Raw genomic sequence first — 24,783 nt, 5'->3', positions numbered from 1 at the left:
GATGAACCCGAATGACAACGAAGCACTCAATGCCATCCGCGAAGGGGTGCGTGCCTTGTGCGCCGAATTCGATGCCGCTTATTGGCGCCGGATCGACGAGGAAAAAGGCTTCCCCGAAGCCTTCGTCAAGGCCCTGACCGATGCCGGCTGGCTGTCGGCGATGATCCCGGAAGAGTATGGCGGCTCGGGCCTGGGCCTGGCCGAGGCCTCGGTGATCCTTGAAGAGGTCAACCGCTGTGGCGGCAACTCCGGCACCGTGCATGGCCAGATGTACAACATGTTCACCCTGTTGCGTCACGGCAGCGCGGCGCAGAAAAGCTTCTACCTGCCCAAGCTGGCCAGCGGCGAATTACGCCTGCAATCGATGGGCGTCACCGAGCCCACCACCGGTACCGATACCACCAAGATCAAGACCACTGCGATCAAGCGCGGCGACAAGTATGTGATCAACGGCCAGAAGGTGTGGATCTCACGGGTGCAGCATTCCGACTTGATGATCCTGCTGGCGCGCACCACGCCGTTGGCCGAGGTGAAGAAAAAGTCCGAGGGCATGTCGATCTTCATGGTCGACCTGCGCGAAGCCATCGGCAACGGCCTGACCGTGCAACCCATCGCCAACATGGTCAACCACGAAACCAACGAGCTGTTCTTCGACAACCTGGAACTGCCCCTGGACAGCCTGATTGGCGAGGAAGGCAAGGGTTTCAAATACATCCTCGATGGCCTGAATGCCGAACGCACGCTGATCGCCGCCGAGTGCATCGGTGACGGCCGCTGGTTCATCGAAAAAGCCAGTGCCTACGCTCGCGACCGCGTGGTGTTTGGCCGGCCCATCGGGCAAAACCAGGGCGTGCAGTTCCCGATTGCCGAAGCGCACATTGAAATCGAAGCGGCGGACCTGATGCGCTGGCGTGCCTGCGACGAATACGACCGCGGCGCCAATGCCGGGGCCAGCGCGAACATGGCCAAGTACCTGGCGGCCAAGGCGTCCTGGGAAGCGGCCAATGCCTGCCTGCAAACCCACGGTGGCTTCGGCTTTGCCTGCGAATACGACGTGGAGCGCAAATTCCGCGAGACCCGCCTGTACCAGGTGGCGCCGATCTCCACCAACCTGATCCTGTCCTACGTGGCCGAGCATTTGCTCGAACTGCCACGCAGCTTCTGAGGGCCTGAGCATGAGCCATACCCAAGCCCTGTGTCGGTTCCTGGCCGACCTGGCCTACGCGCAATTGCCCGAGCCCGTGCTGGCGCGCACCGAAGACCTGTACCTGGATTGGCTGGCCTCCGCGTTGGCCAGCCAGGGCGCGCACCCGATCCCGTTGTTTGAACGCTATGCGCAGAAGATGGGGCCCAGCAGCGGCCCGGCGCAGGTGATCGTCAATGGCGGCAGCAGCAGCGCGTATTTTGCCGCGCTGGTCAATGGCGCCTCGTCCCATCTGGTGGAGCAGGATGACCTGCACAACAGCTCGGTGCTGCACCCGGCCACCGTGGTGTTTCCGGCGGCCTTGGCGGCCGCGCAAGACCTGGGCAAATCCGGCCGCGACCTGCTGTTGGCCTCGGTGGCGGGTTATGAAGCCGGGATCCGCATCGGCGAATTCATGGGCCGCTCCCACTACCGCATCTTCCACACCACGGCCACGGTGGGCACCCTGGCGGCGGCGGTGGCGGTAGGCAAGTTGCTGGATTTCAATGAGGAACAGTTCATCAACCTGCTCGGCAGCGCCGGCACCCAGGCCGCCGGGCTGTGGGAGTTCCTGCGCGATGCCGCCGACTCCAAGCAACTGCACACGGCCAAGGCGGCCGCCGACGGTTTGCTCGCCGCATACCTGACGGCCGATGGCCTGACCGGTGCGCGCAATATCCTCGAAGGCGACCAGGGCTTGGCGGCGGGCATGTCCACGGATGCCGAGCCGAGCAAGTTGTCCGCCGACCTTGGCCGTCGCTGGGCGCTGCTGGAAACCTCGTTCAAGTTTCACGCCTCGTGCCGCCATACCCATCCTGCCGCCGATGCGCTGTTGGAGGTGATGCAGCGTGAAGGCCTGGGCGCCGCCGATATCGCGCATGTGGAAACCCGCGTGCACCAAGGCGCCATCGATGTGCTCGGGCGCGTGACGGTGCCCACCAGCGTGCACCAGGCCAAGTTCTCCATGGGCACCGTGCTCGGCCTGATCGCTGTGCATGGCAAGGCCGGCTTGACCGAGTTCCACCAGTGGGCACTGAGCGATCCTGCTGTTTCGGCCTTTCGCGACAACGTCAGCATGGCCCTCGACGCCGAAGTCGACGGCGCCTACCCGCAGCGCTGGCTGGGCCGGGTCATCGTCAGCACCGTTGATGGCCGCTCGCTGCACGGCGCCATCGACGAGCCCAAGGGCGACCCCGGCAACACCCTGAGCCGCGCTGAGCTGGCGGATAAATTCCAGCGCCTGACCCAGTTCAGCGGCGCGCGCTCACCGGCCCAGGCCCACGCATTGATCGACAAGGTCTGGAACCTGCGCAACGCCGCATCCATGGCCCATTGGCTTTAAGGAACCGTCATGACTGCTAATCAACGACCGCTGGACGGCATTACCGTTGTCAGCCTGGAACACGCGATTGCCGCGCCATTCTGCACCCGTCAACTGGCCGACCTCGGCGCCCGCGTGATCAAGGTCGAACGCCCCGGTGCCGGTGATTTCGCCCGTGGCTACGACGAGCGTGTACGTGGCCTGGCCTCGCATTTCGTGTGGACCAACCGCTCCAAGGAAAGCCTGACCCTGGACCTCAAGCACGACGAGGCGGGCGACATTCTGCAAAGCCTGCTGGCTGACGCCGATGTGCTGGTGCAGAACCTCGCACCCGGCGCGGCGGCGCGCATGGGGTTGTCGTTCGAGGCGCTGCATGCGCGTTTCCCGCGCCTGATCGTCTGCGATATTTCCGGCTATGGCGAAGGCGGGCCCTACGAGAAAAAGAAAGCCTACGACCTGCTGATCCAGAGCGAGGGCGGCTTCCTGTCGGTGACCGGCGGCCCGGGCGACGACCAGATGGCCAAGGCCGGTTGCTCCATTGCCGACATCGCCGCCGGCATGTACGCCTACAGCGGCATCCTTTCGGCGTTGCTATTGCGTGGCAAGACCGGGCAGGGCAGCCGCATCGACGTGAGCATGCTTGAAAGCCTGGTGGAGTGGATGGGCTACCCGATGTACTACGCCTTTGACGGTGCGCCGCCGCCACCGCGTGCCGGCGCGGCGCATTCGACGATCTACCCGTATGGGCCGTTCCCCACCGGCGACGGCGGCACGGTGATGCTCGGCTTGCAAAACGAGCGCGAATGGGCGGCGTTCTGCGACAAGGTTTTGCTTACCCCGGAACTGGCGACGGATGAACGCTTCAGCGCCAACTTCAAGCGTTCGGCCAACCGTGAGGTGTTGCGTCAGATCATCGTCGACCGTTTTGCGCAATTGGACGCCGAAGCGCTGATCCAGCGCCTGGAGGCCGCGCAGATCGCCAGCGCCCGCGTCAACGATATGCAGGGCGTGTGGGATCACCCGCAGCTCAAGGCGCGTGACCGCTGGCGTGAAGTCGACAGCCCGGCGGGGCCTTTGCCCTCGCTGCTGCCACCGGCACGCAATGCCGCCTTTACCCCACGTATGGACGCCGTACCCGCACTGGGGCAGCACAGCCAGGGCATTCTCGACCAGCTCGGGTATTCGGGCGATGCCATCGACAGCCTGCGCGCGCGCGGTGTTATCTAACAAGGAAGCCATGATGCCCAAGTCTCTAGCTCGTTCGGCCCTGTTTGTGCCCGGCAGCCGCCCGGAGCGGTTTTCCAAAGCGTTGGCCAGTGGTGCCGACGCGGTGATTGTGGATTTTGAAGACGCGGTGGAAGAACCGCTCAAGCGTCAGGCGCGGGATAACCTTGGGGTGTTTTTGCAGGCACATCCAGAGGCCCAGGTGTGGGTACGTATCAACGCGCCCGAGCACGCCGAGCACGTTGCCGATGTGGCGTTTTGCAAGGCCCATGCAAACGTTGCCGGCGTGCTGCTGCCGAAGGTGGAAAGCGCGGCCCAGGTGGCGGTGGTAGCCGCCACGGGCAAAGGGATCTGGCCGATTATCGAAAGTGCCAAGGGCCTGCTGGCCGTGGCCGAGATCGCCCATGCGCCGCAGGTGCAGCGCTTGTCATTCGGTGGCCTGGACCTGGCGCTGGACCTCAACCTGAGCAGCCATACCCCGGCCGCGCAGTTCGCCCTCGACCAGGCCCGCCTGGCGCTGATCGTGCACTCCCGCGCCGCGGGCCTGGTCGCGCCGCTGGACGGTGTCCACCCGGCCATCGACGACCCCGAGGGCCTGCGCCGCTCGATCCGGCATGCCTATGAAATGGGCTTTGCCGGGGCCTTGTGTATCCACCCCAGGCAGGTGGCGGTGATCCATGCCGCCATGGCGCCGAGCGCCGAAGACCTGGCCTGGGCGCAACGGGTGGTGGATGCCGGGGCCCATGGGGCAGGGGCTTACCAGATTGATGGGCAGATGGTGGATGCGCCGGTGCTGTTGCGTGCGCAACGGTTGCTTGCACAGTTATAGCTGACGAAACCGAATCAAATGTGGGAGGGGCGGTGCGACGATTCGACTTGCCCCCGATAGCGGTAGGTCCGAGACAAGTGTGCAAGCTGACACACCGCCATCGGGGGCAAGCCCCCTCCCACAGGGGTTCTCCATTTTTTCTTGGGATTGGTGTTCGGCATGGCCGAACGCAGGTATCAAAAATTCGAAATTCACTACACGCGTCATATCAGGCACCTTGCCCTACAACACAACAATAAGAAGGTGATTTTCCATGCTCAAGCTTTCTCGGGCGCTGTTCTGCGCCGCCACCTTGTTTGCCGCGGGCCTGGCCCAGGCGGCCGACCCGATCGTGATCAAGTTCGCCCACGTGGTCGCTGAAAACACCCCCAAGGGCCAGGGCGCTTTGCTGTTCAAGAAGCTCGCCGAAGAACGCTTGCCGGGCAAGGTCAAGGTCGAGGTGTACCCCAACTCGTCGCTGTTCGGTGACGGCAAGGAAATGGAAGCGCTGCTGCTGGGCGACGTGCAGATGCTGGCGCCGTCCCTGGCCAAGTTCGAGCAATACACCAAGCAAGTGCAGATCTATGACCTGCCGTTCCTGTTCAACGACCTGGCCGCCGTCGACCGCTTCCAGGCCGCCCAGGGCAAGCAACTGCTGACTTCGATGCAGGAAAAGAACATCCTCGGCCTGGCCTATTGGCACAACGGCCTCAAGCAGCTTTCGGCCAACAAGGCCCTGCATGAACCCAAGGATGCCCGTGGCCTGAAGTTCCGCGTGCAGGCTTCCAGCGTGCTGGAAGAGCAGTTCAAGGCGATCCGCGCCAACCCGCGCAAGATGAGCTTTGCCGAGGTGTACCAGGGCCTGCAGACCGGCACCGTCAACGGTACCGAGAACACCTGGTCCAACTATGAAAGCCAGAAGGTCAACGAAGTGCAGAAGTACTTCACCGAGTCCAACCATGGCTTGATCGACTACATGGTCATCACCAACGCCAAGTTCTGGAACGGCCTGCCACCGGATATTCGCAGCACCCTGGAGCAGATCATGGTCGAGGTCACTGTCGAGGTGAACAAACAGGCCGAAGCGCTGAACCAGTCGGCCAAGCAGAAGATCATCGACGCCAAGACCAGCGAAATCATCGAGCTGACCCCCGCGCAACGCCAGCTGTGGCGCGAAGCCATGCGCCCGGTGTGGCAGAAGTTCGAAGGGGAGATCGGGGCTGATCTGATCAAGGCGGCGGATGCCTCCAACCAGTAATGCCAGGGCGTACCGAGATCCCCTGTGGGAGGGGGCTTGCCCCCGATAGCGGTGTGACGGTTACCTTATCTATATCTGACCCACCGCCATCGGGGACAAGTCGAATCCTCGCACCGCCCCTCCCACATTTCGATCCGGTTTCCACCCTGACATCTCATTTGTTTTCGCGAGGTTTTGCCATGCAAACGCTAAGGCGCGTCTGGGAGCACCTGGAGGAAGGCGTTATTGCCTTCCTGTTGGCCGCCATGACCCTGGTGACATTCGTCTACGTCATGCTCAACAACATCTACACGCTGTTCTTTGCCCTGGCCGACAAGTGGGCCTTCAGCAGCGACTTCTTCGGTGCCCTGGGCGACGCCACCATGACCTGGGCCCAGGACATGACCTGGAGCGTGGCGCTGACCAAGGCCATGTTCGGCTGGCTGATCTTTTTCGGTATTTCCTACGGCGTGCGCACCGCTGGCCATCTCGGCGTGGATGCGCTGGTCAAGCTGACCCCGCGCCCGGTGCAGCGCGTGCTCGGCATGCTCGCGTGCCTCTGCTGCCTGGCCTACGCCGGGCTGTTCATGGTCGCCAGCTACAAGTGGGTCAGTGCGGTAATGACGGCGCATATCGGCGCCGAAGACCTCGACCAGTTCGGCATCGACGTGGGTGACATCGTGGTCATCGTGCCCATCGGTTTTGCCCTGGTGTTTATCCGCTACCTGGAAATTTTCTACCGCATCTTTACCCGCCGTCAGGTGGGGTTGGGGCTGGCCGATGAGGCCGGTGAGGCCAGTAAGTTGGCCGGCAGCCATGAGGAGCGTCACTGATGGCCGTGCTCTGTCTGTTCCTGCTGCTGTTCGTGTTCATGTTCCTGGGCGTGCCGATTGCCATTGCGCTGGGTTTGTCGGGGGCGGTATCGATCCTGATGTTCAGCCCGGACTCGGTCAGCTCCCTGGCGATCAAACTGTTCGAGACCTCCGACGCCTACACCTTCCTGGCGATTCCATTCTTCCTGTTGTCCGGTGCATTCATGACCACCGGCGGCGTGGCACAGCGGCTGATCGATTTTGCCAACGCCTGTGTCGGGCATATCCGTGGCGGCCTGGCGATTGCGGCGGTACTGGCGTGCATGCTGTTTGCGGCGCTGTCCGGCTCATCCCCGGCGACGGTGGCGGCAGTGGGTTCGATTGCCGTGGCAGGCATGGTGCGTTCGGGTTACCCGAAGGAATTCGGCGCCGGGATCATCTGCAACGCCGGCACCCTGGGCATCCTGATACCTCCGTCGATCGTGATGGTGGTGTACTCGGCGGCCACGGAAACCTCAGTGGGCAAGCTGTTCATGGCCGGGGTGATCCCCGGGCTGCTGCTGGGCCTGATGCTGATGGTCGCGATCTACATCGTCGCGCGCATCAAGAAGCTGCCGGCCCAGCCACGTGCGACCTTGCGCGAATGGCTGAGCTGCGCGCGCCGGGCGTTCTGGGGCCTGCTGTTGCTGGTGATCATCCTCGGTGGCATCTACAGCGGCATGTTCACGCCCACCGAAGCGGCGGCGGTAGCGGCGGTGTATTCGGCGTTCGTGGCGTTGTTCGTCTACAAGGACATGAAGCTGCGCGACTGCCCCAAGGTGCTGCTGGAGTCCGGGCGCCTGGCGATCATGCTGATGTTTATCATCGCCAACGCCATGCTCTTTGCCCACGTACTGACCACCGAGCAGATCCCCCAGGAAATCACGGCGTGGGTGCTGTCCGAGGGCCTTACGCCGATTGGCTTTTTGATCATGGTCAATGTGGTGCTGCTGATCGCCGGCAGCTTCATGGAGCCTTCGGCCATCGTGCTGATCCTGGCGCCGATCTTCTTCCCGATCGCCATGAAGCTGGGCATCGATCCGATTCACCTGGGCATCGTGATGGTGGTCAACATGGAAATCGGCCTGGTGCACCCACCCGTTGGGCTGAACCTGTTCGTGACCTCGGCGGTGACCGGCTTGACGCTGGGGCAGACCATCCGCGCGGCGTTGCCGTGGCTGATGATCCTGTTGGTGTTCCTGATCATGGTCACGTACTTGCCGTTCATCTCGCTGGCCTTGCCGCACTGGCTGGGGATGTAACGCGACTCCACAGGTGATTCACTGTAGGAGCGAGGGGGACGCCTAGTTCTTGCTCGCGAAGAACTCAGGGCCACCCCGTTTATCGAGAATGAACGCGTTGCCTGGGCGTTTTTCGCGAGCAAGCTCGCTCCTACAAAGTGCCTTAACTGACTGGCATTGGGGCTTGCCCCTCCCATATTGGTTTTGCGTCCGGCTCTATTGGTCCATCCCACTCAAGATTGCATGGGCAACTTTTACCCGTTCGGCGTTCGGGTAGTTCTTGTTCGCCAATATCACCACGCCCACGCCCTTGCTCGGCACATACGCCACATAGGCGCCAAACCCATTGGTGGAGCCGGTCTTGTTCACCAGGGTGTCGGCGCGGGGCGCTTGTGGTGGGGTCAGCCAGTTGACCTTGTGCGGCTCCATTGCCATGGGGGTGGAGTTGCCGGCAATCAACGCATCGAGCTGGATCGGGTAGGGGTACATTTCCCAGCCGAGGCCCTGGGTCATGCCGTCAACGCTGTAGTAACCCGTGTGAGTGACGGTAATCGCCTGCTGCAGGGTTTTATCCAGGTTCGCCGGGTGCATGTTCACGTCAACGTACTTCAGCAGGTCCGCAGCGCTGGTCTTGATGCCGTAGGCTTCGCTGTCCATGGCGCCGGGGCCGACGCGCACGGGTTTGCCGTCTTTGCCATAGCCTTGGGCGTATAGGCTCATCTGGCTCTGGGGCACCTTGACGAAGGTGTGCTTGAGCCCGAGTGCGGGCAACAGGGTTTTCTCCATCGCCTGATCGAACGGCTGCTTCAGGCTCTGCGCCGCCAGGTAGCCGAACAGCCCCAGGCTTGGGTTGGAATACAGGCGCTGGGTGCCGGGGGCGAAGTCGGGTTTCCAGTGCTGGAAGTAGCTGATCATGCCCTGGCTGTTATCCGCCTTGGCGGGGAATTGCAGGGGCAAGCCGCCAGCAGTGTAGGTGCCGAGGTTGAGCACGCTGATGTGCTCGAACGGGCCGCCGCCCAGTGCCGGTAGGTAGTGGCTGGCCGGGTCTGAAAGCGTGAGTGCGCCCGTGGCGACGGCGTAACCGGCCAGGGTGGCGGTGAAGGTTTTGCTCACCGAGCCGACTTCGAACAAGGTATTTTCGCTGACCGGCTGGCGGGTGTCGGTGGCTGCGACGCCGTAGTTAAAGTATTGCGCCTTGCCGTCCTGCACCACACCCACCACCAGGCCCGGAATCGCCTGCTGCTGCATCAGCGGTTTGACGTTGGCATCCACCACCGCCTGCAGGTCGGTGGCGGCCAGGCAGTTGCCGGCGGCGATAAAGACCGCGAGGGCCGTGAAATTACGCACGCCAGACAATAAATGTTGGGGCATGATAAGGCTTCCATGAGAATGATCGATTGAATGAAGAGCCTGCGCGGGCGCGGCCAATGTAGGCAGTTCGCCGGTCACGAGCAAACGATGATATCTCGCACCAGCCATTAGAAAATCTGGGGTCAACATGCTCCGTTCCCATTTGCCCCTCAATGCCTTGCGGGCCTTCGAGGCCTCTGCCCGGCATTTGAGCTTTACCCGCGCGGCCATCGAGTTGTGCGTGACCCAGGCGGCGGTCAGCCATCAGGTGAAAAGCCTGGAGGCGCAGCTCAATGTCGCCCTGTTCAAGCGCCTGCCGCGCGGCCTGATGCTGACCCGCGAAGGCGAAACCCTGCTGCCGGTGGTACGCGAGTCGTTCGACCGCATTGCCCATACCTTGGGCCAGTTCGAAGGCGGGCACTACCGTGAGGTGCTCACGGTGGGAGCGGTCGGCACCTTTGCCGTGGGCTGGCTGTTGCCACGCCTGCCGGACTTCCAGAGCCGCTACCCGTTCATCGACCTGCGCCTGTCCACCCACAACAACCGTGTCGACGTGGCCGCCGAAGGTCTCGATTACGCGATCCGCTTCGGCGCCGGGGCCTGGCACGGCACCGACGCTTGCCAGTTGCTCGAAGCACCGCTGAGCGTACTGTGTGTGCCCACGCTTGCCGAGCAATTGCACGCGCCAGCCGACCTGCTGAAGCACACGTTGCTGCGCTCCTACCGCGCCGATGAGTGGAACCTGTGGTTCCAGGCTGCCGGGTTGCCCGCCGATACGCTGGTGCCGCGCAGTATTGTGTTCGACTCGTCGCTGGCCATGATGGAAGCGGCGCTGCAAGGCATCGGCGTGGCGCTGGCACCGGCGCTGATGTTCTCGCGGCAACTGGAGAGTGATGTGATTCGCCAGCCGTTCGACGTCGGCATCAGCACCGGCAGCTATTGGTTGACGCGCTTGCAGTCACGGGCCGAGACCTCGGCGATGCTGGCGTTCAAGGCGTGGTTGCTGGAGGAGGGTGGGCGTGTCTGAGTTTATTTTTGAAACATAATGAAACATTTGCTCGGGGCCGGCGTTCTACCGCTACACCTGCACTGAGTTAATCAATGAAAATCCCGCGTCCCTCCGCCCGTATGCCCCACCTGATCCAACTGCGAAACCTGAAGATGGCACGCTCCGCCCACGCGTATGTGCGCGGCAGTACCGTGCAATTCTACGAATGGCTGCACAGCCAGATGGGCAGGCGCCTGCCTCAAGGCCCGGCGATCTGGATCTGTGGTGACTGCCACGCCGGCAACCTGGGGCCTACCGGTGACGCCAAAGGGCGCATCGATATGCATATCCGCGACCTTGACCAGGCCGTGATCGGCAACCCGGCCCACGACCTGGTGCGCCTGGCGCTGTCCCTGGCCACCGCCGCGCGCGGCTCGGACCTGCCGGGGGTGACCACCGCGCGTATGCTCGAAGAAATGATGGTGGGCTATGAACAGGCGTTCAAGGACAAGCCCGATGAGGCACCGCCGCGTCCGTCCCAGGTCAATGCGGGAATGCGCAGCGCTGTGGAGCGCACCTGGAAAAGCCTGGCCCGCGAGCGTATCGACAACGTGCGACCGACCATCCCGTTGGGCAAGCATTTCTGGTCGCTGTCGCGGGCGGAAAAAAATGCGCTGGAAAGTGTCTGCGCGTCGGATGAAATCCATCAGTTGGTCACTTCCCTCAAGGGCCGCCCCAAGGACGCCAAGGTCGAACTGCTGGATTCGGCCTATTGGGTCAAGGGCTGCAGTTCCCTGGGCCTGTTGCGCTATGCCGTATTGCTGGGGGTGGGCGACAAGGACGATGAGGAATACTGCCTGATCGACATCAAGGAAGCGGTCGGCGCCGCTGCACCGCGCGCGGCGCGGGCGAAGATGCCCAGGGATAACGGCCGCCGGGTGGTGGAGGGCGCACGCCAACTGTCGCCGGGCTTGGGTGAACGCATGGTGGCGACACGGTTTCTGGATCATGGCTTCTTCATCCGCGAACTGCTGCCCCAGGACATGAAGCTGGAACTGGATGAACTGAGTGAACTCGATGCCATGCACGCCGCCGGCTACCTGGCGCGCGTGGTCGGTATCGCCCATGCCCGGCAGATGGACCGGGCGACGCGCAAGGACTGGATGGCGGTGTTGCAGCAAAACCGCTCCAGACAGCTGGATGCGCCGTCCTGGTTATGGACCAGTGTGGTGCAGTTGGTGGGCAGTCATGAGCAGGGCTATCTCAACCATTGCCGCCGGTATGCCTTGGAACACTGATCTGGAATGTGAAGTTGTCCCATGTGGGAGGGGGCTTGCCCTAATGCCGTTCAGTTAAGGCTTTTTTGTAGGAGCGAGCTTGCTCGCGAAGAACTCACAGGCGCCGCGTTCACTCAGGAAACACGCGTTATCGTTGACGTTTTTCGCGAGCAAGCTCGCTCCTACAGAAGGCGATGTACGCTTAACTGAACGGCATTAGGGCTTGCCCCCGATTGCGGTGTGTCAGTCAACTTATCTATAACTGAACCACCGCCATCGGGGGCAAGCCCCCTCCCACATTTGGATTGCGATCAGGCCAGGTATTTACGGAACCAGCCCAGCGTCCTTTCCCACGCCAGATTCGCCGCTGCCTCGTCATAACGCGGTGTCGAATCGTTATGGAAACCATGGTTGGCGCCCTTGTAGATATACGCTTCATAGGTGGTGCCGGCGGCCTTCAGGGCCTTTTCATACGCCGGCCAACCCTCGTTGATCCGCGTATCCAGCTCGCCGTAATGCAGCATGATCGGCGCCTTGATGCGCGGCACGTCCTTGGCTTCCGGTTGGCGGCCGTAGAACGACACCGCCGCGCCCAGCTCCGGGTAGGCCACCGCTGCGGCATTGGCCACGCCGCCGCCATAGCAGAAGCCGGTGATGCCGACCTTGCCGGTGCTGCTGTCGTGGTGCATCAGCCATTCGATGGCGGCGAAGAAGTCGTTCATCAGCTTGGTCGGGTCAACTTTCTGTTGCAGTTCCACGCCTTTTTCATCGTTGCCGGGATAGCCGCCCACCGAGGTCAGGCCGTCTGGCGCGAGGGCGATAAACCCGGCTTTGGCCAGGCGTCGGGCGACGTCTTCGATGTAGGGATTGAGGCCACGGTTTTCGTGGACCACCACCACCGCTGGCAGCTTGCCGGCGGCCTTGGCCGGGCGCACCAGGTAGCCACGCACCGTGCCGTTGCCCTTGGGCGAGGGGTAGGTGATGTAGTCGGCGACGATGTCCGGGTCGGTGAATTTCACCTGTTCGGCCAGGGCATAGTTGGGGCTCAGGGCGGCCAGCAGGGCCGAGGCGGTGAGGCCGCCCAAGGTGAACAGCGCGGCGCGGTCGAGAAATTCGCGGCGGTTGATCTTGCCGTGCGCATAGCCGTCGTAGAGTTCCAGCAATTCGGGGGCAAAGTCTTTCGCGGTGAGACGAGTCATCGGTTCGGTCCTCGATTAGCGGTGCCAGTCAATGTAGACCAGGATCAGCTGTCACGGCCATGGGCGGCGGCGGCCAGTTGGCGTGTATCGACGCGCACGAACAGCGAATCACCGATGGCCGTGAGCACCTCGCCGGCGTACACCTCGCAGACCACGCGGCTTTTGCGCCCCACCTCACCCTCGACCCGAGCGCGCAGGATAAGGGGCACGCCCATCGGCGTGGGCTTGATAAATTTGATGCCCAGGTTGCCGGTGACGCAGTCGATGCGCGGCAGGCTGCCGGGTTCGCGCTGTTCGGCGCGGTAGTGGTAAGCCATGGCGGTCCAGTTGGAATGGCAGTCCACCAACATGGCGATCAAGCCGCCGTAGACTAGGTCGGGCCAGCCGCTGTATTTTGCCTCGGGGTGATGTTCGGCGACGACATGGACACCATCGGCATCCCAGCGGCTCTTGATGTGCAAGCCATGGGGGTTACTGCCGCCGCAGCCGTAGCAGATGCCTTCCGGCGCGGTGGTGTCCTGTAGCGAAGGGGCGTGCATGCGGCGTCCTTATTGTTGTGGGTGACTATTCTGTTTAGCAGGACATGCACCTGATGGGAATACATCCATTTTTTTTGCGGAGCGTGGCATGAAGCGTCGAATGCTGTCGTTAGCCGTTGTCCTTGGATTTATCGGCTGTGTCCAGGCGGCGGAGTACACGGACGTCAACCGCACCGCCAGCCAGATCAGTTTTACCTATACGCAGTTGGGGCAGCGGGTGTATGGCACCTTCGGCGACTTTGAAGGCACGCTGAGCTTTGACACGCAAAAGCCCGAGACCGGACATGCCTTGCTCAAGATCCAACTGGCGAGTATCGATGCCGGCAGCGCCGATGCGAACAACGAGCTGCAACGGGTCTCGTGGTTCGATACCGCGGCCTATCCGGTGGGCGTGTATGAGTCCACCGGTATCACGGCCCTGGGCGATAACCGCTTCAAAATCAGTGGCAACCTGACGATCAAGGGCACTACGCGTCCGGTGCTGCTCAGCGTGGTGCTCAAGGAGCTGGATGGCATCGGCGTGTTCGACGGGGAGTTCATTCTCAAGCGCGGCGACTTCAAGATCGGCGAAGGTGAGTGGGCCGGGAACAGCGTGGTGTCCGACGATATCAACATCAAGTTCAAGATGGTCGCGCCGCAGCGTTAGCGCGCGAACCGCTTGGCCCCGGCTACGCAGCCGATCACCGCGACCGTCACCAGCAGCATGCCCAGGCTGACCTGTTCATGCAGCACGCCCGCGGCCAGCGCCAGGCCGAAGAACGGTTGCAACAGCTGCAACTGGCCGACCGCGGCAATGCCGCCCTGGGCCAAGCCGCGATACCAGAACACGAAGCCGATCAACATGCTGAACAGCGACACATAGCCCAGGCTCAGCCAGGCCGGCAGGCTGATGCCGCTGAAGCCAGGCGGCGCCATGACCAGGCTCAACGGCACCACCACCGGCAACGACACCACCAGCGCCCAGCAGATCACCTGCCAGCCGCCCAGGCTGCGCGACAATGTGGCGCCTTCGGCATACCCCAGGCCGCACACCAGCACCGCCAACAGCATCAGCACATCACCCGCAGGTGCGGCGCTCAAGCCTTGGGCAAAGGCGTAACCCATCACCAGCACACTGCCGAGGATCGAAAACAGCCAGAACACCGGGCGCGGGCGCTCGCCGCCGCGCAGTACGCCAAACACCGCGGTCGCCAGCGGCAGCAGGCCGATGAAGACGATGGAGTGCGCGGAGGTGACGTATTGCAGCGCCAGCGCAGTGAGCAGGGGAAAGCCGATGACCACGCCGAGGGCGACGATGACCAGGGGCCTCCATTGATGGCGCGCGGGGCGTTTCTCCTTGAACAGCCACAGCAAGGCCAGCCCCAATAGAGCGGCGATGGCGGCGCGGATCATGGTGAGGAACACTGGGTCGAATTCCATCACCGCCAGGCGCGTGGCCGGCAACGAGCCGCTGAAGATCACCACGCCGATAAAGCCGTTGATCCAGCCTTGGGTGCTGGTATCCAGGGTGCGCAGGGGAGATGTACGTTCCATGAGGGGCGTCCGGAAAGGATGAGTTGCGTGGAAGGCATCCTAGGGTCGAAGATAAAGACAATCAAAAAATTGTCATGGATACATCGCTTATGCCGCGCGCGCGTTACAAGTCGTTGGTCGATCGCTTCGCCGAGGCCATTCGCTCGGGCAGCATGCCACCCGGCACGCGGATGCCGACCCACCGCCAACTGGCCGCCGAGCATGGCCTGGCGCTGGTCACCGCCAGCCGGGTATATGCCGAGCTGGAGGCCATGGGCCTGGTCAGTGGCGAGACCGGCCGGGGCACCTTTGTGCGCGAAATCGCGCTGCCGCCGGGGCAGGGCAGCGGGCAGATGAGCGTGGCGGCGGGCATGCTCGATCTGAATTTCAACTACCCGTCCTTGCCGGGCCAGGCCGACTTGCTGCGCACCGCATTGCGCCAGTTGGCGCTGTCCGGCGACCTCGAAGCGCTGCTGCGTTACCAGCCCCACGCCGGTCGCCTGCATGAGCGCGCCGCCGTCGCGCGGCATCTGTTGAACCGAGGGCTGACGGTCGAGGCCGAACAGGTGTTGGTGGTCAGCGGTGCCCAGCACGGGTTGGCCGTGACGATGATGGCCTTGCTCAAGCCCGGTGATGTGATCGCTGTCGACGCCTTGACGTATTCGGGGTTCAAAGTACTGGCCGAGACCCTGCACCTGGAGATCGTCGCCATCCCGGTCACGGCCCACGGCCCGGACCTGGACCATCTGCAAGGTTTGTGTCGCAAACGCCCGGTGCGCGCGGTTTACAGCATGCCGACCCTGCATAACCCGTTGGGCTGGGTGATGAGCCTGGCGCAGCGCGAGCAGTTGGTGGCGATTGCCCGTCAGTACAACCTGATGATCATCGAGGACGCGGCCTACGCGTTCCTCGCCGAGGACGTGCCGCTGCCCTTGGCGAGGTTGGCGCCGGAGCGCACGGTCTACGTGGGCGGGTTGTCGAAAAGTGTCGCGACCGGCTTGCGCGTGGGGTTTATCGCCGCCCCTCTGGATTGGGTGAAGGCACTGGAGCGCACCATCATGGCTACCACTTGGAACGTGCCGGGGGTGATGAGTGCGATTGCGGTTGCCTGGCTCGAGGATGGCACGGTGGCGCAACTTGAAGCACAAAAGCGCGAGGATGCGCGGGCGCGGCAAGCCTTGGCGGCGCAGGTACTGAAGGGGGTGGCCTACACCAGCCACCCGTCATCGTATTTCCTGTGGTTGCCCCTGGCGGAAGAGGCTCGCGCCGATCAAGTGGCCATGACCTTGCAGCGCGACGGCATTTCCGTCTCCACCGCCGAGCCCTTCGCCGTTTCGGTGCACGTGCCCCATGCGTTGCGCCTGGCCTTGGGTTCGGTGGACATGCCGGCGCTGCGCGAGGCGTTGGTGAAGGTGCGCAAGGTGGTGCAGTGGTGAGCCCGATGGCTCACCGCTAGCCATCAGAATTTAAACGCCTGGCGACCGATCAGCAGCCAGTGGCCTTTTTGCTTCTGCCAGATCTGGAAGTTCTCGATTTCGGTCGGCACTTCCTTACCGCTGTTCACCGCCAGGGCCGAGAAGTGGTTGCGCACCAGGGCGGTATCGCCGCTCAAGGTGATGGTCTGCTTCTGCATTTCCAGGGTCTTGAAGCCACTGCGACCGGTCTCGATATCGGCGATGAACTCCTGCTTGTTCTGGATCTTGCCGCTGGAGTGGCCGTAGGTGAGGTTCTCGGCGGTCAGGCTCTGGAGCTGCTTGAGGTCTTTATGCAGCATGGCCTGGGTCAGGTGGTCGACCGCTTGGGCGACGTCTTTGTCGGCGGCAGGGGCAGCGGCCACATACCCGCTGAACAGGCAGAGAAAACCGATCAGCACTTTGACGTTTTGCATGGGTGTTTCCTTATTGTTGTGGGGAGGTGTAAGGGCAACATGTCGCTAGTCATGTTGTCGTACAACATTGCAATAGTCGCAGGGCTTTTGGAAAGTAAAATTTAGACAATTTGCGCATTGGCTTGGGTTGTGGAGGGTTGGCTAGGTTTTCTATCTTGTACGATGTCTCATCACAGGTTAAAACTAGTGTCCCGTCTAACAATAAAATAACGGAGATACCCATGGATTTTCCCCCTTTGCCTGCCCGCACCGACCACAGCCGCCGCGTATTTCTCAAGCGCTCCCTGGCGGTTTCGGCGTCGGTGGCGGTGCTGGGCAATCTGCCCGAGTTGGCGCAAGCGGCGGAGCCGTTGAGCCAGCGTTACCCCGACCCACTGATCAAGGTGCTCGACGACAGTTTCCTCGAGTTGCGCCTGTTCAATGCCAGCGTCGAACGGCTTGCCAGCGGTTTGCGCTGGGCCGAGGGGCCCGTTTGGATCGGCGATGGCCGCTACCTGCTGCTCAGCGATATTCCCAACAACCGCATCGTGCGCTGGGACGAAGTGACCGATAGCCTGTCGGTGTACCGCGACAATGCCAACTTCTCCAACGGCATGTGCCGGGATCGCCAGGGCCGGCTGCTGGTGTGCGAAGGCTCGACCACCTCCCGCGAGGGGCGGCGTATCACCCGCACCGAGCACAACGGCAGCATTACCGTGCTGGCGGACAGTTATGACGGCAAACCTTTCAACTCACCCAACGATATCGTGTGCAAGCGCGATGGCTCGGTGTGGTTCAGCGACCCGCCATTCCAGACCGGCAACAACTACGAAGGGCACAAGATCACGCCCACCCAGCCCCATGGGGTCTATCGTATCGACGGCGAAAGCGGCATGGTCACGCGGGTGATCGAGGACCTCAATGGGCCGAACGGACTGTGCTTTTCGCCGGATGAAAAGACCCTGTACGTGGTGGAGGGGCGGGCCAAGCCCAACCGGCTGATCTGGGCGATCGACGTCAACGCCGACGGCACCCTCGGCGCACGCCGCAAACACATCGAGGGGCTGGATTACGCCGCGCTGGACGGTATCAAGTGCGACGAGAGCGGCAACCTCTGGTGTGGCTGGGGCGGGAATGGCGACCCCAAGGCTGACCTGGAAAAGCTCGATGGCGTGCGCGTATTCAACCCGCAGGGCAAGGCGATCGGGCACATCTCGTTGCCGGAGCGTTGCCCCAACCTGTGCTTTGGCGGCCGCGAAGGCAACCGCCTGTTCATGGCCGGCAGCCATTCGATCTATGCGCTATTCGTCAACACGCGAGACGCCAGTTTCGCCTGACCGGGCGCTGAAAAAAACCACTGTGGGCGTCGGTTGAGCGGCGCCCGCAGTGGCATTTTGGCGCTATGCTGCGTGCTCCCGAGGGATCAGAGGCACAGGCAAATGGATTTCAATTGGCACAGCGACCCCATCACCCGTAGCACCCCCGTCACCCCACGCTATAAAAACACTCAGAACGTGCGCCGTTTCATGCTCGAACACTGCGGCCCTGGGTTCAGGTTCGATCGGCCGTTCATGGCCTGGATCCGCAACGAGCAGCCTAAGACCCTGGGCGACGTCGTGGATGAATGGCAGCGTCGCCACAAGGGGGCATGACCATGGATCGAACTGACGGCCGTCACCCACGATTGAACCGCCGATGATCGCCCAAGGCATGGCGGTATTGCTCCACTACACCGCTTACGTGGCGCCGGGCGTGCTGCTGCTCGGCCTGTGGTTCGTGCTGACGCCCAGGTCATTGCCGGCGATGCGTATCCTGATTCTGCTGGTGGCCTTTGTGCTGATGCGCGATGTCATGACGCCGCTGGGGCTGTGGGCGCTCAGTGACGCCGTGCAGATTGCGTTCACGGCCAATACGTTTGTGCTGGCGGCGCTGGGTGGTCTGTCGCTGCTGCTGATTGCGCTGCTTGCCCAAGTGGCGCCGGAATGGTCGCGGTGGGTTGTCTGGTCCAGGGGGCATCGGGCGCTGGGCCTTGCGGTGGGGCTTGTCGTGGGCTGCCTGATCGGAGTGCCGTTGCGGCTGTATCAGGGCATCGAGGCGCATGGGATCCCTGGCTACTGGGTATGGCTGCCGGGCATGGTGGTGTTGGCTTATGGCGCCAACGCCTTGGAAGAAGTGCTGTTTCGCGGTTATTTGCAGGGGTATCTCGAGCAGCAACTGACGCCATTACGGGCGGCCTTGATCAGTGGCGTGGCCTTTGCGGCCTGCCATGCATTCCTGGCCCTGAGCGTCACTCAGTTGGGCTGGCCGGTGTTGCTGTTTACTCTGATCGAAGGGCTGGCCTGTGCGTTGGTGCGCATGCGTTACGGCGTGTTGGCGGCGATATTGACCCATGGCACGGCGATCCTGTTGATTGCAGTGCCGCTCACGGTGTGAGGCGAGCGGGGCTGTTGTGGCGAGCGGGCTTGCCTGTGGCGAGCGGGCTTGCCCCGCGTTGGGCTGCGCAGCAGCCCCAAAACCAGGCACCGCGGTGTGTCAGTTAAAAACACATCGCCTGTAATGGGGCCGCTTCGCGCCCCAACGCGGGGCAAGCCCGCTCGCCACAGGCAAGCCCGCTTGCCACAAAAAACCGGTCGTTTGAGCGGTGACTTTAATCCTTGATAATCAATGGGTTGAGTGCACTGTCTGCGTCAGTTCGTTGCCAGCGCCGGGGTGCGCGGGGGGATCAGGCGTTTGCTGCCGGTCGCTTCATACGCCGAAGCGAACCGCAGCAGCGCCGAGTCATCGTAGGCGCGGCCAGCAAACGTCAGCCCGACCGGCATGCCGATATCGGCCATCACCCCCATTGGCACCGTCACCGTGGGCACGCCCAGGTGGCGAATGGCGAGGTTGCCGTTGGCCACCCACACGCCGTTGCTCCAGGCAATATCCGCCGACACCTCGTTCACATCGGCATCCGCCGGTCCCACGTCGGCCACGGTCGGAAAGATCACCGCGTCGAGCCCGAGCGTTTCCATCCACTCTTCCAGGTCGATCCGGCGTGTCTGTTCAAGGCCGCGCAGGCCATCGGGCAGGCTGCTGATCTGGTCCCAGGGCGTGATGCCGCGCTGGGCCATGCGCACATACTCGTCCATGCCGGCGGCCAGGTCGTCTTCGCGGTTGGGCAAGGTGCCGGGGTCGTGGGGGAAAATCTTCGGCCCATCGACGTCCGCCAGGCGGTTCAGGTGCGGGTCATTGTTGGCGCGCAGAAAGTCATCGAAAGCCCATGCGGAAAGCTCCCACAACTCATCGTGCAGGAACTCCTTGGACACCAGGCCGCGGGTAAACACCGTCGGCGCGCCGGGGCGATCGCCTTCACAGTTGGACACCAGCGGAAAATCCACTTCGAGCACTTCGGCGCCGGCGGCTTCGAGGGCCTGGCGGGCGGCTTGCCACAATGCGATGACGCTGGCGCGGGTGTGGATCTTTTGCCCGGTCGGGCCGCCGATTCCGGGCTTTTCGCTGGTGCCGGCGTCAGGGTCGGCGTTGATGTACATGCGGGGTACGCCGAAACGTTTGCCGGCGAGGGTGGCGGGCGACGCGGCCAGTGCCGAGTAGGACGCCGGGCGCACCGAGGCGACGCTGGGGATCGGCACCCAGGGTTGCAGGCGCCATAAGTCGCCACGGGTGTCGGGGTCTTCGGCGACCACCACGTCGAGCACTTCCAGCAGGTCGGCCATGGTGCGTGCGTAGGGCACCACCACGTCCATGGTCGGGGTCAGCGGCCAGTTGCCGCGCACCGAAATCACGCCACGGGAGGGTGTGTAGGCACACAAACCATTGTTGGATGCCGGCCCGCGTCCGCTTGACCAGGTTTCTTCGGCCATACCGAAAGCCGCGAAGCTGGCGGCGGTTGCAGTACCGGCGCCGTTGGAGGAGCCGGAGGCGAACGGTGCGGTGAGGTAGGCGGCGTTATACGGGCTTTCCGCGCGGCCATACACGCCGCGTTGCATGCCGCCATTGGCCATCGGCGGCATGTTGGTCTTGCCCAGGCAGATGGCGCCACTGGCCCGCAGGCGCTCGATGGTGAAGGCGTCGCGGTGGGCGACCAGTTGGGCGAACGCCGGGCTGCCGGACGCGGCCGTCAGGCCCTTGACCAGGTAGCTGTCCTTGGCGGTGTAGGGGATGCCATCCAGTGGCCCCAACGTTTCGCCCCGTGCCCGGCGCGCATCGGACGCGGCGGCTTCCTGCAAGGCTTCGGGGTTGCGCACCACCACCGCGTTCAGCGCGGTCGGCGTCTGCGGGCCGTCATAGGCATCGATCCGTGCCAGGTAAGCCTGGACCAGTTCAACGGCCGTGGTCTGGCCGGTTTCAAGCGCCGCGCGCAATTGGGCAATGGAGACTTCGGTAACTTGCATGAGTTTTTTTCGCCGCCTTCAGGTGGGGGTATGGCGGCAGTCTACGTACAGATATTTCACAAAACCAGCGCCGAATACGCTTCATAGGCGGCACGCATGACCTGCCAGGTGGCGGCGTCTGCAGGAATCAGATGTTCGATACGCAGCGAGGCCAGGGTGATGTCCTGGGGCATGCCAAAGGTGGTGAAGATCGACAGGAAATTCAGCTCGCCCTGGGGTGAGCGGATGCGGGTCAGCACCAGGGGTGGCAGTGCCTTGGGCAGATCGGCGTTGCCTGGTTTCGGCAGGTTCGCCAGCAACGCCGCCAACGTGGGATCGCCCAGCGCTTCACGGGTTGCCCGCTGCCAGGCGAGGCTGCGGATTTCTTCGGCGTTGACCAGGTGATCGCCGAGGCCGCCGGGTTGCAGCAGGGTGGTCAGCAGGTTCAAGCCGTCTGCGCGTGGCTCGATCCCCAGCAGTTCAAACAGCACGCCGGTACTGGCATTGGCCGCCAACACGTCCCAGTGGCTGCCCAGCAGGATTGCGGGGGCCGGATTGTTGGCGTGCAGTACATGCTCGACCGCTTCACGAATCGCCGCCATGGCCGGCGAGGTGAGCGGGGTGGCGGTGTAGCGGGGCGCGAAACCAGCGGCGAGGAACACGCGGTTGCACTGCTCCAGCGGCGTCTCCAGGGCACTCAGCAAGGTGTGCAGGGTGGCCGGGCTTGGCTTGGCGCGGCCGGTTTCGAGACAGCTGAGGTGGCGCTGGGAAATGCCGGTGATCAGGGCCAGATCGAGCTGGCTCAAGCGTGCCTGTCGGCGTAGCTGGCGCAGGTGCTCGCCGGCGGTAGCGGGAGTATCCATGGCGTGTTCATGACCTCCGAGGTCATTGCGAGGGGGCCAACCCTATCACTAACCTGGGCCTCGATCACACCAAGGACAAGACCATGCATAGACCTTATATTGCCCTGGCGGGTTTGCTGGGTTTTTCGCTGTATACCCTGGCCACGATGCTGACCGCCGAACAGTCGTTGATCGCGTTCGGACGCGAATTGCTGTCACGACCGGACACGGCGCAAGTGGTGATCGACCTGTACCTGATGGCGCTGCTGGCCTGTGTGTGGATGTATAAGGATGGGCGGAGGCGAGGGCGCTCGACAGCGTCGCTGTTGCCGTATTTTTTGCTGACGGCGGTGTTCGTTTCGCTTGGGCCGTTGCTTTATCTCGTGGTGAAGGGGTTTAAGGATGAATGATCTGCTCCACCTCTAGCGGTAGGTGCCGACGCCCGTACGATCCACCAGCCGGATGCTGTCACGTCCACCCCGCTTGGATTCATACAGCGTGGTGTCGCCTTGTTCGATCAAGGCGGCCAGGCTCGGGGGCGGTTGGTCGAACAGGTTGGCGCCGATGCTCAAGGTGACGCGTTCGGGGGTGGCAAAGGTCTGTGCGGCAAGTTGCTGAAACTGCTCGCGCAGGTCGCTGCCCAGTTCGATCACCTGCTCCTTGGAGACCGGGTTCAGCAGGATGACGAATTCGTCCCCGCCCAGTCGCGCCGCCAGTGCGCCCTGGGGCACCAGGCTGCGGATCATTTCACTCAAGGCGATCAGCAAGCGGTCGCCGGAAGTATGGCCGTGGTGGTCGTTGACCCCTTTGAAGTTGTCGATATCGATCAGCAGCAACGCCCCCGGCTGCGACGGTGACACCTGGGCCAGCAGCCGTGGTGCGCGCAGGTCGAGGGCGCGGCGGTTGTAGAGGGCGGTGAGTGGGTCGCGGGCGGCCAGGCGGGCGATCTGCTGTTCGCGGCGATAGCGTTCGGAGCCGGTCATGGACAGGGCGATCAGCATGATCGCCATGGCGCCTTCCACCAGGGAGATCTGGATGATCTCGCCCTTGAACGCCGCCAGGTCGATCAACGTGCCGGGGATCAGCACAGACAGCGCCTTGGCCACGTAGAACACGCCGTGGGCCAGCAGCACATAACGCAGTTGCACCGCGCCGATGCTTAACGATTTGCCATGGGGCCGCAGCAGGAAACTGGCGCGCAAGGTCGGCAGTGCCACCAGTAGCGACTGCACCCCCAGCATGGCTTTGGACCAGGGCAGGTCGGCCGGCAACATCAGCATGCCGAACCAGGCGAACAGCATCAGCAGCCATAACCGCGACAGCCGCACGTGGGTGAACCGCGCCACACCGAGCAAAAACAGAAAGTGTGCGCTCACCAGCAAGCCGTTGGCGAACCAGATACCGATCATCAGAAAGCCGCTGCTGCGCAGCAGCGCCAGGGTGGAGCCGATCGTGATGATGGCGAAACCGGCGCTCCAGTACAGCAGCGACGGTTCGCGTACGCTGCGCCATTCAATGGCCAGGTACAAGGCGGCAGCGGCTGCCAGGGCAACGGTGAGTGCCAAAATCGTGGGAGGGTCGAGCGTCATTTCGTGCCGGGTCTGCCTGGGTGTGCGTTTGAACCGGGATTGTAAGCGCACACGCAGGTTTTTTCAGAGCCCTCATCGCATGGCATACAGCCATCTGATGATCGGCCAGTCAGACGCCTTTGGTCGAGGGCAGCAGTATCGTGAGGATGCCCACCAGCGGCAGGAACGAGCACAGTGTGTAGACGTACTCGATGCCATGGCTATCGGCGAGCAGGCCCAGGAGCGCCGCGCCAATCCCGCTGAAGCCGAACATCAGGCCGAAGAATATCCCGGCGATCATGCCGACATTGCCTGGTACCAGTTCCTGAGCAAACACCACGATGGCCGAGAATGCCGAGGCGAGGACAAAGCCGATGATCACGCTGAGGACAGCGGTCCAGAACAGGTCGACGTAAGGCAGGGCCAGGGTGAACGGCGCAGCGCCGAGAATCGAGAACCAGATGACTTTCTTGCGGCCGATCCTGTCGCCGATCGGGCCACCGGCGAAGGTGCCGACGGCAACCGCGCCGAGGAACAGGAACAGGTACATCTGGGAGCTGGAGACCGACAGCTGGAATTTTTCAATCAAGTAGAACGTGAAGTAGCTGGTCAGGCTGGTCATGTAGAAGTATTTGGAGAAGACCAGGACGGCCAGCACCACCAGGGCAAAGGCCACGCGGCCTTTCGACAGGCCATGGCTGGCCTGGCCACCTTGTTTGAGCTTGAACAGGTTGAGGTGGTTGCGGTACCAGCGGCTCAGGCCGTAGAGCACCAGGATGGCGAAGACCGCGAACAGCCCGAACCAGGCGATATGACCCTGGCCGTAGGGAATGATGATCGCCGCCGCCAGCAAGGGCCCCAGGGCACTGCCTGTATTGCCGCCTACCTGGAAGGTCGATTGCGCCAGGCCGTAGCGTCCGCCGGAGGCCAGGCGGGCGACGCGCGAGGTTTCCGGGTGGAAGGTCGACGAGCCCACGCCCACCAGGCCCGCTGCCAGCAGGATCGCCGGGAAACTGCCGACAAATGCCAGCATCAGGATGCCGATCAAGGTGCACACCATGCCCGCCGGCAGTAGCCAGGGCTTGGGGTGACGGTCGGTGTGGTAGCCGATCCACGGTTGTAGCAGCGACGCGGTCAGTTGGAAGGTCAAGGTGATCAGGCCGACCTGGGTGAAGGTCAGGCCGTAGTTGGCCTTGAGCATCGGGTAAATCGACGGCAGCACGGCCTGGATCAGGTCATTGATCAGGTGGGCCAGGGCGCAGGCGCCGAGGATACGCATGACCAAGGGGCTTGTTTGCGCAGCACTGGCTTGAGGAGTGCTCGCCGTGGCGGCGGGTGACGCGGTCAGGGTGGACATACAGGTATTCCATGCAAGGCAGCGAACGGTGTGGAGCGGGCAGCGA

At 63.0% G+C, this 24,783-nt stretch carries 24 protein-coding genes; 15 read left to right on the top strand and 9 right to left on the bottom strand.

Translation table 11 applies throughout. The annotated features are described in order from the left end of the window. Position 1 precedes the first annotated feature (1 nt). From AB7933_RS19605 to dctM, 7 genes are all read left to right on the top strand, one after another. The gene (locus AB7933_RS19605) at positions 2–1,165 is read left to right on the top strand and encodes an acyl-CoA dehydrogenase family protein (protein WP_024075880.1); all 1,164 of its coding nucleotides are present in this window, start codon (positions 2–4) and stop codon (positions 1,163–1,165) included. Between the two features lie 10 nt (positions 1,166–1,175). After that, entirely contained in the window at positions 1,176–2,525 is a 1,350-nt protein-coding gene (locus AB7933_RS19600) for an MmgE/PrpD family protein (RefSeq protein WP_024075879.1), read from the top strand. A gap of 9 nt (positions 2,526–2,534) precedes the next feature. Beyond that, on the top strand, positions 2,535–3,731 hold the full coding sequence (locus AB7933_RS19595) for a CaiB/BaiF CoA transferase family protein (RefSeq protein WP_024075878.1): 1,197 nt from the start codon (positions 2,535–2,537) through the stop codon (positions 3,729–3,731). Between the two features lie 13 nt (positions 3,732–3,744). Next, positions 3,745–4,557 (top strand): HpcH/HpaI aldolase/citrate lyase family protein, encoded by an 813-nt coding sequence (locus AB7933_RS19590; RefSeq protein WP_024075877.1) that lies wholly within the window; start codon positions 3,745–3,747, stop codon positions 4,555–4,557. A gap of 253 nt (positions 4,558–4,810) precedes the next feature. Beyond that, positions 4,811–5,794 (top strand): TRAP transporter substrate-binding protein, encoded by a 984-nt coding sequence (locus AB7933_RS19585; protein WP_024075876.1) that lies wholly within the window; start codon positions 4,811–4,813, stop codon positions 5,792–5,794. A gap of 179 nt (positions 5,795–5,973) precedes the next feature. Next, the gene (locus tag AB7933_RS19580; protein WP_024075875.1) at positions 5,974–6,606 is read left to right on the top strand and encodes a TRAP transporter small permease; all 633 of its coding nucleotides are present in this window, start codon (positions 5,974–5,976) and stop codon (positions 6,604–6,606) included. Next, positions 6,606–7,886, top strand: coding sequence for a C4-dicarboxylate TRAP transporter large permease protein DctM (gene dctM, locus AB7933_RS19575; protein ID WP_024075874.1), 1,281 nt, complete (start codon positions 6,606–6,608; stop codon positions 7,884–7,886). Before AB7933_RS19580 ends, dctM begins: the two co-directional genes overlap by 1 nt. A gap of 195 nt (positions 7,887–8,081) precedes the next feature. Here the strand turns inward: dctM and ampC are convergent, their stop codons facing one another. Further along, the gene (gene ampC / locus AB7933_RS19570) at positions 8,082–9,236 is read right to left on the bottom strand and encodes a class C beta-lactamase (protein WP_024075873.1); all 1,155 of its coding nucleotides are present in this window, start codon (positions 9,234–9,236) and stop codon (positions 8,082–8,084) included. 127 nt (positions 9,237–9,363) lie between these two features. Here ampC and AB7933_RS19565 point away from each other — a divergent pair, with 127 nt between their 5' ends. Both AB7933_RS19565 and AB7933_RS19560 read left to right on the top strand, forming a co-directional pair. After that, positions 9,364–10,242: a LysR family transcriptional regulator gene (locus AB7933_RS19565; RefSeq protein ID WP_024075872.1), complete on the top strand. Its 879-nt coding sequence runs from the start codon at positions 9,364–9,366 to the stop codon at positions 10,240–10,242. 74 nt (positions 10,243–10,316) lie between these two features. Further along, complete coding sequence (locus AB7933_RS19560) at positions 10,317–11,501, top strand: DUF2252 family protein (protein WP_024075871.1); 1,185 nt, start codon at positions 10,317–10,319, stop codon at positions 11,499–11,501. 290 nt (positions 11,502–11,791) lie between these two features. Here the strand turns inward: AB7933_RS19560 and yghX are convergent, their stop codons facing one another. Next, positions 11,792–12,679 (bottom strand): YghX family hydrolase, encoded by an 888-nt coding sequence (gene yghX / locus AB7933_RS19555; protein ID WP_024075870.1) that lies wholly within the window; start codon positions 12,677–12,679, stop codon positions 11,792–11,794. Between the two features lie 44 nt (positions 12,680–12,723). Beyond that, positions 12,724–13,218, bottom strand: coding sequence for a PaaI family thioesterase (locus tag AB7933_RS19550; protein ID WP_024075869.1), 495 nt, complete (start codon positions 13,216–13,218; stop codon positions 12,724–12,726). Positions 13,219–13,306: 88 nt separating this feature from the next. Here AB7933_RS19550 and AB7933_RS19545 point away from each other — a divergent pair, with 88 nt between their 5' ends. Beyond that, on the top strand, positions 13,307–13,864 hold the full coding sequence (locus AB7933_RS19545; protein ID WP_041160956.1) for a YceI family protein: 558 nt from the start codon (positions 13,307–13,309) through the stop codon (positions 13,862–13,864). Here the strand turns inward: AB7933_RS19545 and AB7933_RS19540 are convergent. Beyond that, positions 13,861–14,751 carry a DMT family transporter gene (locus tag AB7933_RS19540; RefSeq protein WP_024075867.1) on the bottom strand — a complete coding sequence of 297 codons (891 nt, stop codon included), beginning with the start codon at positions 14,749–14,751 and terminating at the stop codon, positions 13,861–13,863. The genes AB7933_RS19545 and AB7933_RS19540 overlap by 4 nt on opposite strands. Positions 14,752–14,840: 89 nt before the next feature. Between AB7933_RS19540 and AB7933_RS19535 the strand changes: the two genes are divergently transcribed. Beyond that, the gene (locus AB7933_RS19535) at positions 14,841–16,166 is read left to right on the top strand and encodes a PLP-dependent aminotransferase family protein (RefSeq protein ID WP_024075866.1); all 1,326 of its coding nucleotides are present in this window, start codon (positions 14,841–14,843) and stop codon (positions 16,164–16,166) included. Positions 16,167–16,189: 23 nt separating this feature from the next. Here AB7933_RS19535 and AB7933_RS19530 read toward each other — a convergent pair whose 3' ends face one another. Next, a complete protein-coding gene (locus AB7933_RS19530) occupies positions 16,190–16,618 on the bottom strand; it encodes a nuclear transport factor 2 family protein (RefSeq protein ID WP_024075865.1) in 429 nt (142 codons plus the stop codon). 221 nt (positions 16,619–16,839) lie between these two features. On the opposite strand from AB7933_RS19530, the gene AB7933_RS19525 reads away from it, so the two are divergent. From AB7933_RS19525 to AB7933_RS19515, 3 genes are all read left to right on the top strand, one after another. Then, a complete protein-coding gene (locus AB7933_RS19525) occupies positions 16,840–17,934 on the top strand; it encodes an SMP-30/gluconolactonase/LRE family protein (protein WP_024075864.1) in 1,095 nt (364 codons plus the stop codon). Between the two features lie 102 nt (positions 17,935–18,036). Next, a complete protein-coding gene (locus AB7933_RS19520; protein WP_024075863.1) occupies positions 18,037–18,249 on the top strand; it encodes a DUF6434 domain-containing protein in 213 nt (70 codons plus the stop codon). A 43-nt stretch (positions 18,250–18,292) separates the two neighbouring features. Beyond that, positions 18,293–19,030: a CPBP family intramembrane glutamic endopeptidase gene (locus AB7933_RS19515; protein WP_024075862.1), complete on the top strand. Its 738-nt coding sequence runs from the start codon at positions 18,293–18,295 to the stop codon at positions 19,028–19,030. 254 nt (positions 19,031–19,284) lie between these two features. On the opposite strand, the gene AB7933_RS19510 is transcribed toward AB7933_RS19515, so the two are convergent. Both AB7933_RS19510 and AB7933_RS19505 read right to left on the bottom strand, forming a co-directional pair. Further along, positions 19,285–20,991, bottom strand: a complete 1,707-nt coding sequence (locus AB7933_RS19510) for an amidase (protein WP_024075861.1) — start codon at positions 20,989–20,991, stop codon at positions 19,285–19,287. A gap of 56 nt (positions 20,992–21,047) precedes the next feature. Continuing rightward, entirely contained in the window at positions 21,048–21,833 is a 786-nt protein-coding gene (locus AB7933_RS19505) for a helix-turn-helix domain-containing protein (RefSeq protein WP_024075860.1), read from the bottom strand. An 83-nt stretch (positions 21,834–21,916) separates the two neighbouring features. Here AB7933_RS19505 and AB7933_RS19500 point away from each other — a divergent pair, with 83 nt between their 5' ends. After that, positions 21,917–22,222 carry a DUF2834 domain-containing protein gene (locus AB7933_RS19500; RefSeq protein WP_024075859.1) on the top strand — a complete coding sequence of 102 codons (306 nt, stop codon included), beginning with the start codon at positions 21,917–21,919 and terminating at the stop codon, positions 22,220–22,222. 12 nt (positions 22,223–22,234) lie between these two features. Here the strand turns inward: AB7933_RS19500 and AB7933_RS19495 are convergent, their stop codons facing one another. Together AB7933_RS19495 and AB7933_RS19490 are read right to left on the bottom strand one after the other, a co-directional pair. Further along, positions 22,235–23,401, bottom strand: a complete 1,167-nt coding sequence (locus AB7933_RS19495; protein ID WP_024075858.1) for a GGDEF domain-containing protein — start codon at positions 23,399–23,401, stop codon at positions 22,235–22,237. Between the two features lie 109 nt (positions 23,402–23,510). After that, a complete protein-coding gene (locus AB7933_RS19490) occupies positions 23,511–24,737 on the bottom strand; it encodes an MFS transporter (RefSeq protein WP_024075857.1) in 1,227 nt (408 codons plus the stop codon). Positions 24,738–24,783 lie beyond the last annotated feature (46 nt).

This window comes from Pseudomonas gorinensis (assembly GCF_042015035.1).
In the GTDB taxonomy this organism is placed as follows: Bacteria; Pseudomonadota; Gammaproteobacteria; order Pseudomonadales; family Pseudomonadaceae; genus Aquipseudomonas; species Aquipseudomonas gorinensis.
The sequence above is the reverse complement of the archived record's forward strand: the minus strand, read 5'-3'. Positions and strand labels throughout refer to the sequence as shown.

Coding starts and splice junctions, on each gene's coding strand:
- AB7933_RS19605 (WP_024075880.1), top strand. CDS start 2: ATGAACCCGAATGACAACGAAGCACTCAATGCCATCCGCGAAGGGGTG.
- AB7933_RS19600 (WP_024075879.1), top strand. CDS start 1,176: ATGAGCCATACCCAAGCCCTGTGTCGGTTCCTGGCCGACCTGGCCTAC.
- AB7933_RS19595 (WP_024075878.1), top strand. CDS start 2,535: ATGACTGCTAATCAACGACCGCTGGACGGCATTACCGTTGTCAGCCTG.
- AB7933_RS19590 (WP_024075877.1), top strand. CDS start 3,745: ATGCCCAAGTCTCTAGCTCGTTCGGCCCTGTTTGTGCCCGGCAGCCGC.
- AB7933_RS19585 (WP_024075876.1), top strand. CDS start 4,811: ATGCTCAAGCTTTCTCGGGCGCTGTTCTGCGCCGCCACCTTGTTTGCC.
- AB7933_RS19580 (WP_024075875.1), top strand. CDS start 5,974: ATGCAAACGCTAAGGCGCGTCTGGGAGCACCTGGAGGAAGGCGTTATT.
- dctM (WP_024075874.1), top strand. CDS start 6,606: ATGGCCGTGCTCTGTCTGTTCCTGCTGCTGTTCGTGTTCATGTTCCTG.
- ampC (WP_024075873.1), bottom strand. CDS start 9,236: ATGCCCCAACATTTATTGTCTGGCGTGCGTAATTTCACGGCCCTCGCG.
- AB7933_RS19565 (WP_024075872.1), top strand. CDS start 9,364: ATGCTCCGTTCCCATTTGCCCCTCAATGCCTTGCGGGCCTTCGAGGCC.
- AB7933_RS19560 (WP_024075871.1), top strand. CDS start 10,317: ATGAAAATCCCGCGTCCCTCCGCCCGTATGCCCCACCTGATCCAACTG.
- yghX (WP_024075870.1), bottom strand. CDS start 12,679: ATGACTCGTCTCACCGCGAAAGACTTTGCCCCCGAATTGCTGGAACTC.
- AB7933_RS19550 (WP_024075869.1), bottom strand. CDS start 13,218: ATGCACGCCCCTTCGCTACAGGACACCACCGCGCCGGAAGGCATCTGC.
- AB7933_RS19545 (WP_041160956.1), top strand. CDS start 13,307: ATGAAGCGTCGAATGCTGTCGTTAGCCGTTGTCCTTGGATTTATCGGC.
- AB7933_RS19540 (WP_024075867.1), bottom strand. CDS start 14,751: ATGGAACGTACATCTCCCCTGCGCACCCTGGATACCAGCACCCAAGGC.
- AB7933_RS19535 (WP_024075866.1), top strand. CDS start 14,841: ATGCCGCGCGCGCGTTACAAGTCGTTGGTCGATCGCTTCGCCGAGGCC.
- AB7933_RS19530 (WP_024075865.1), bottom strand. CDS start 16,618: ATGCAAAACGTCAAAGTGCTGATCGGTTTTCTCTGCCTGTTCAGCGGG.
- AB7933_RS19525 (WP_024075864.1), top strand. CDS start 16,840: ATGGATTTTCCCCCTTTGCCTGCCCGCACCGACCACAGCCGCCGCGTA.
- AB7933_RS19520 (WP_024075863.1), top strand. CDS start 18,037: ATGGATTTCAATTGGCACAGCGACCCCATCACCCGTAGCACCCCCGTC.
- AB7933_RS19515 (WP_024075862.1), top strand. CDS start 18,293: ATGATCGCCCAAGGCATGGCGGTATTGCTCCACTACACCGCTTACGTG.
- AB7933_RS19510 (WP_024075861.1), bottom strand. CDS start 20,991: ATGCAAGTTACCGAAGTCTCCATTGCCCAATTGCGCGCGGCGCTTGAA.
- AB7933_RS19505 (WP_024075860.1), bottom strand. CDS start 21,833: ATGGATACTCCCGCTACCGCCGGCGAGCACCTGCGCCAGCTACGCCGA.
- AB7933_RS19500 (WP_024075859.1), top strand. CDS start 21,917: ATGCATAGACCTTATATTGCCCTGGCGGGTTTGCTGGGTTTTTCGCTG.
- AB7933_RS19495 (WP_024075858.1), bottom strand. CDS start 23,401: ATGACGCTCGACCCTCCCACGATTTTGGCACTCACCGTTGCCCTGGCA.
- AB7933_RS19490 (WP_024075857.1), bottom strand. CDS start 24,737: ATGTCCACCCTGACCGCGTCACCCGCCGCCACGGCGAGCACTCCTCAA.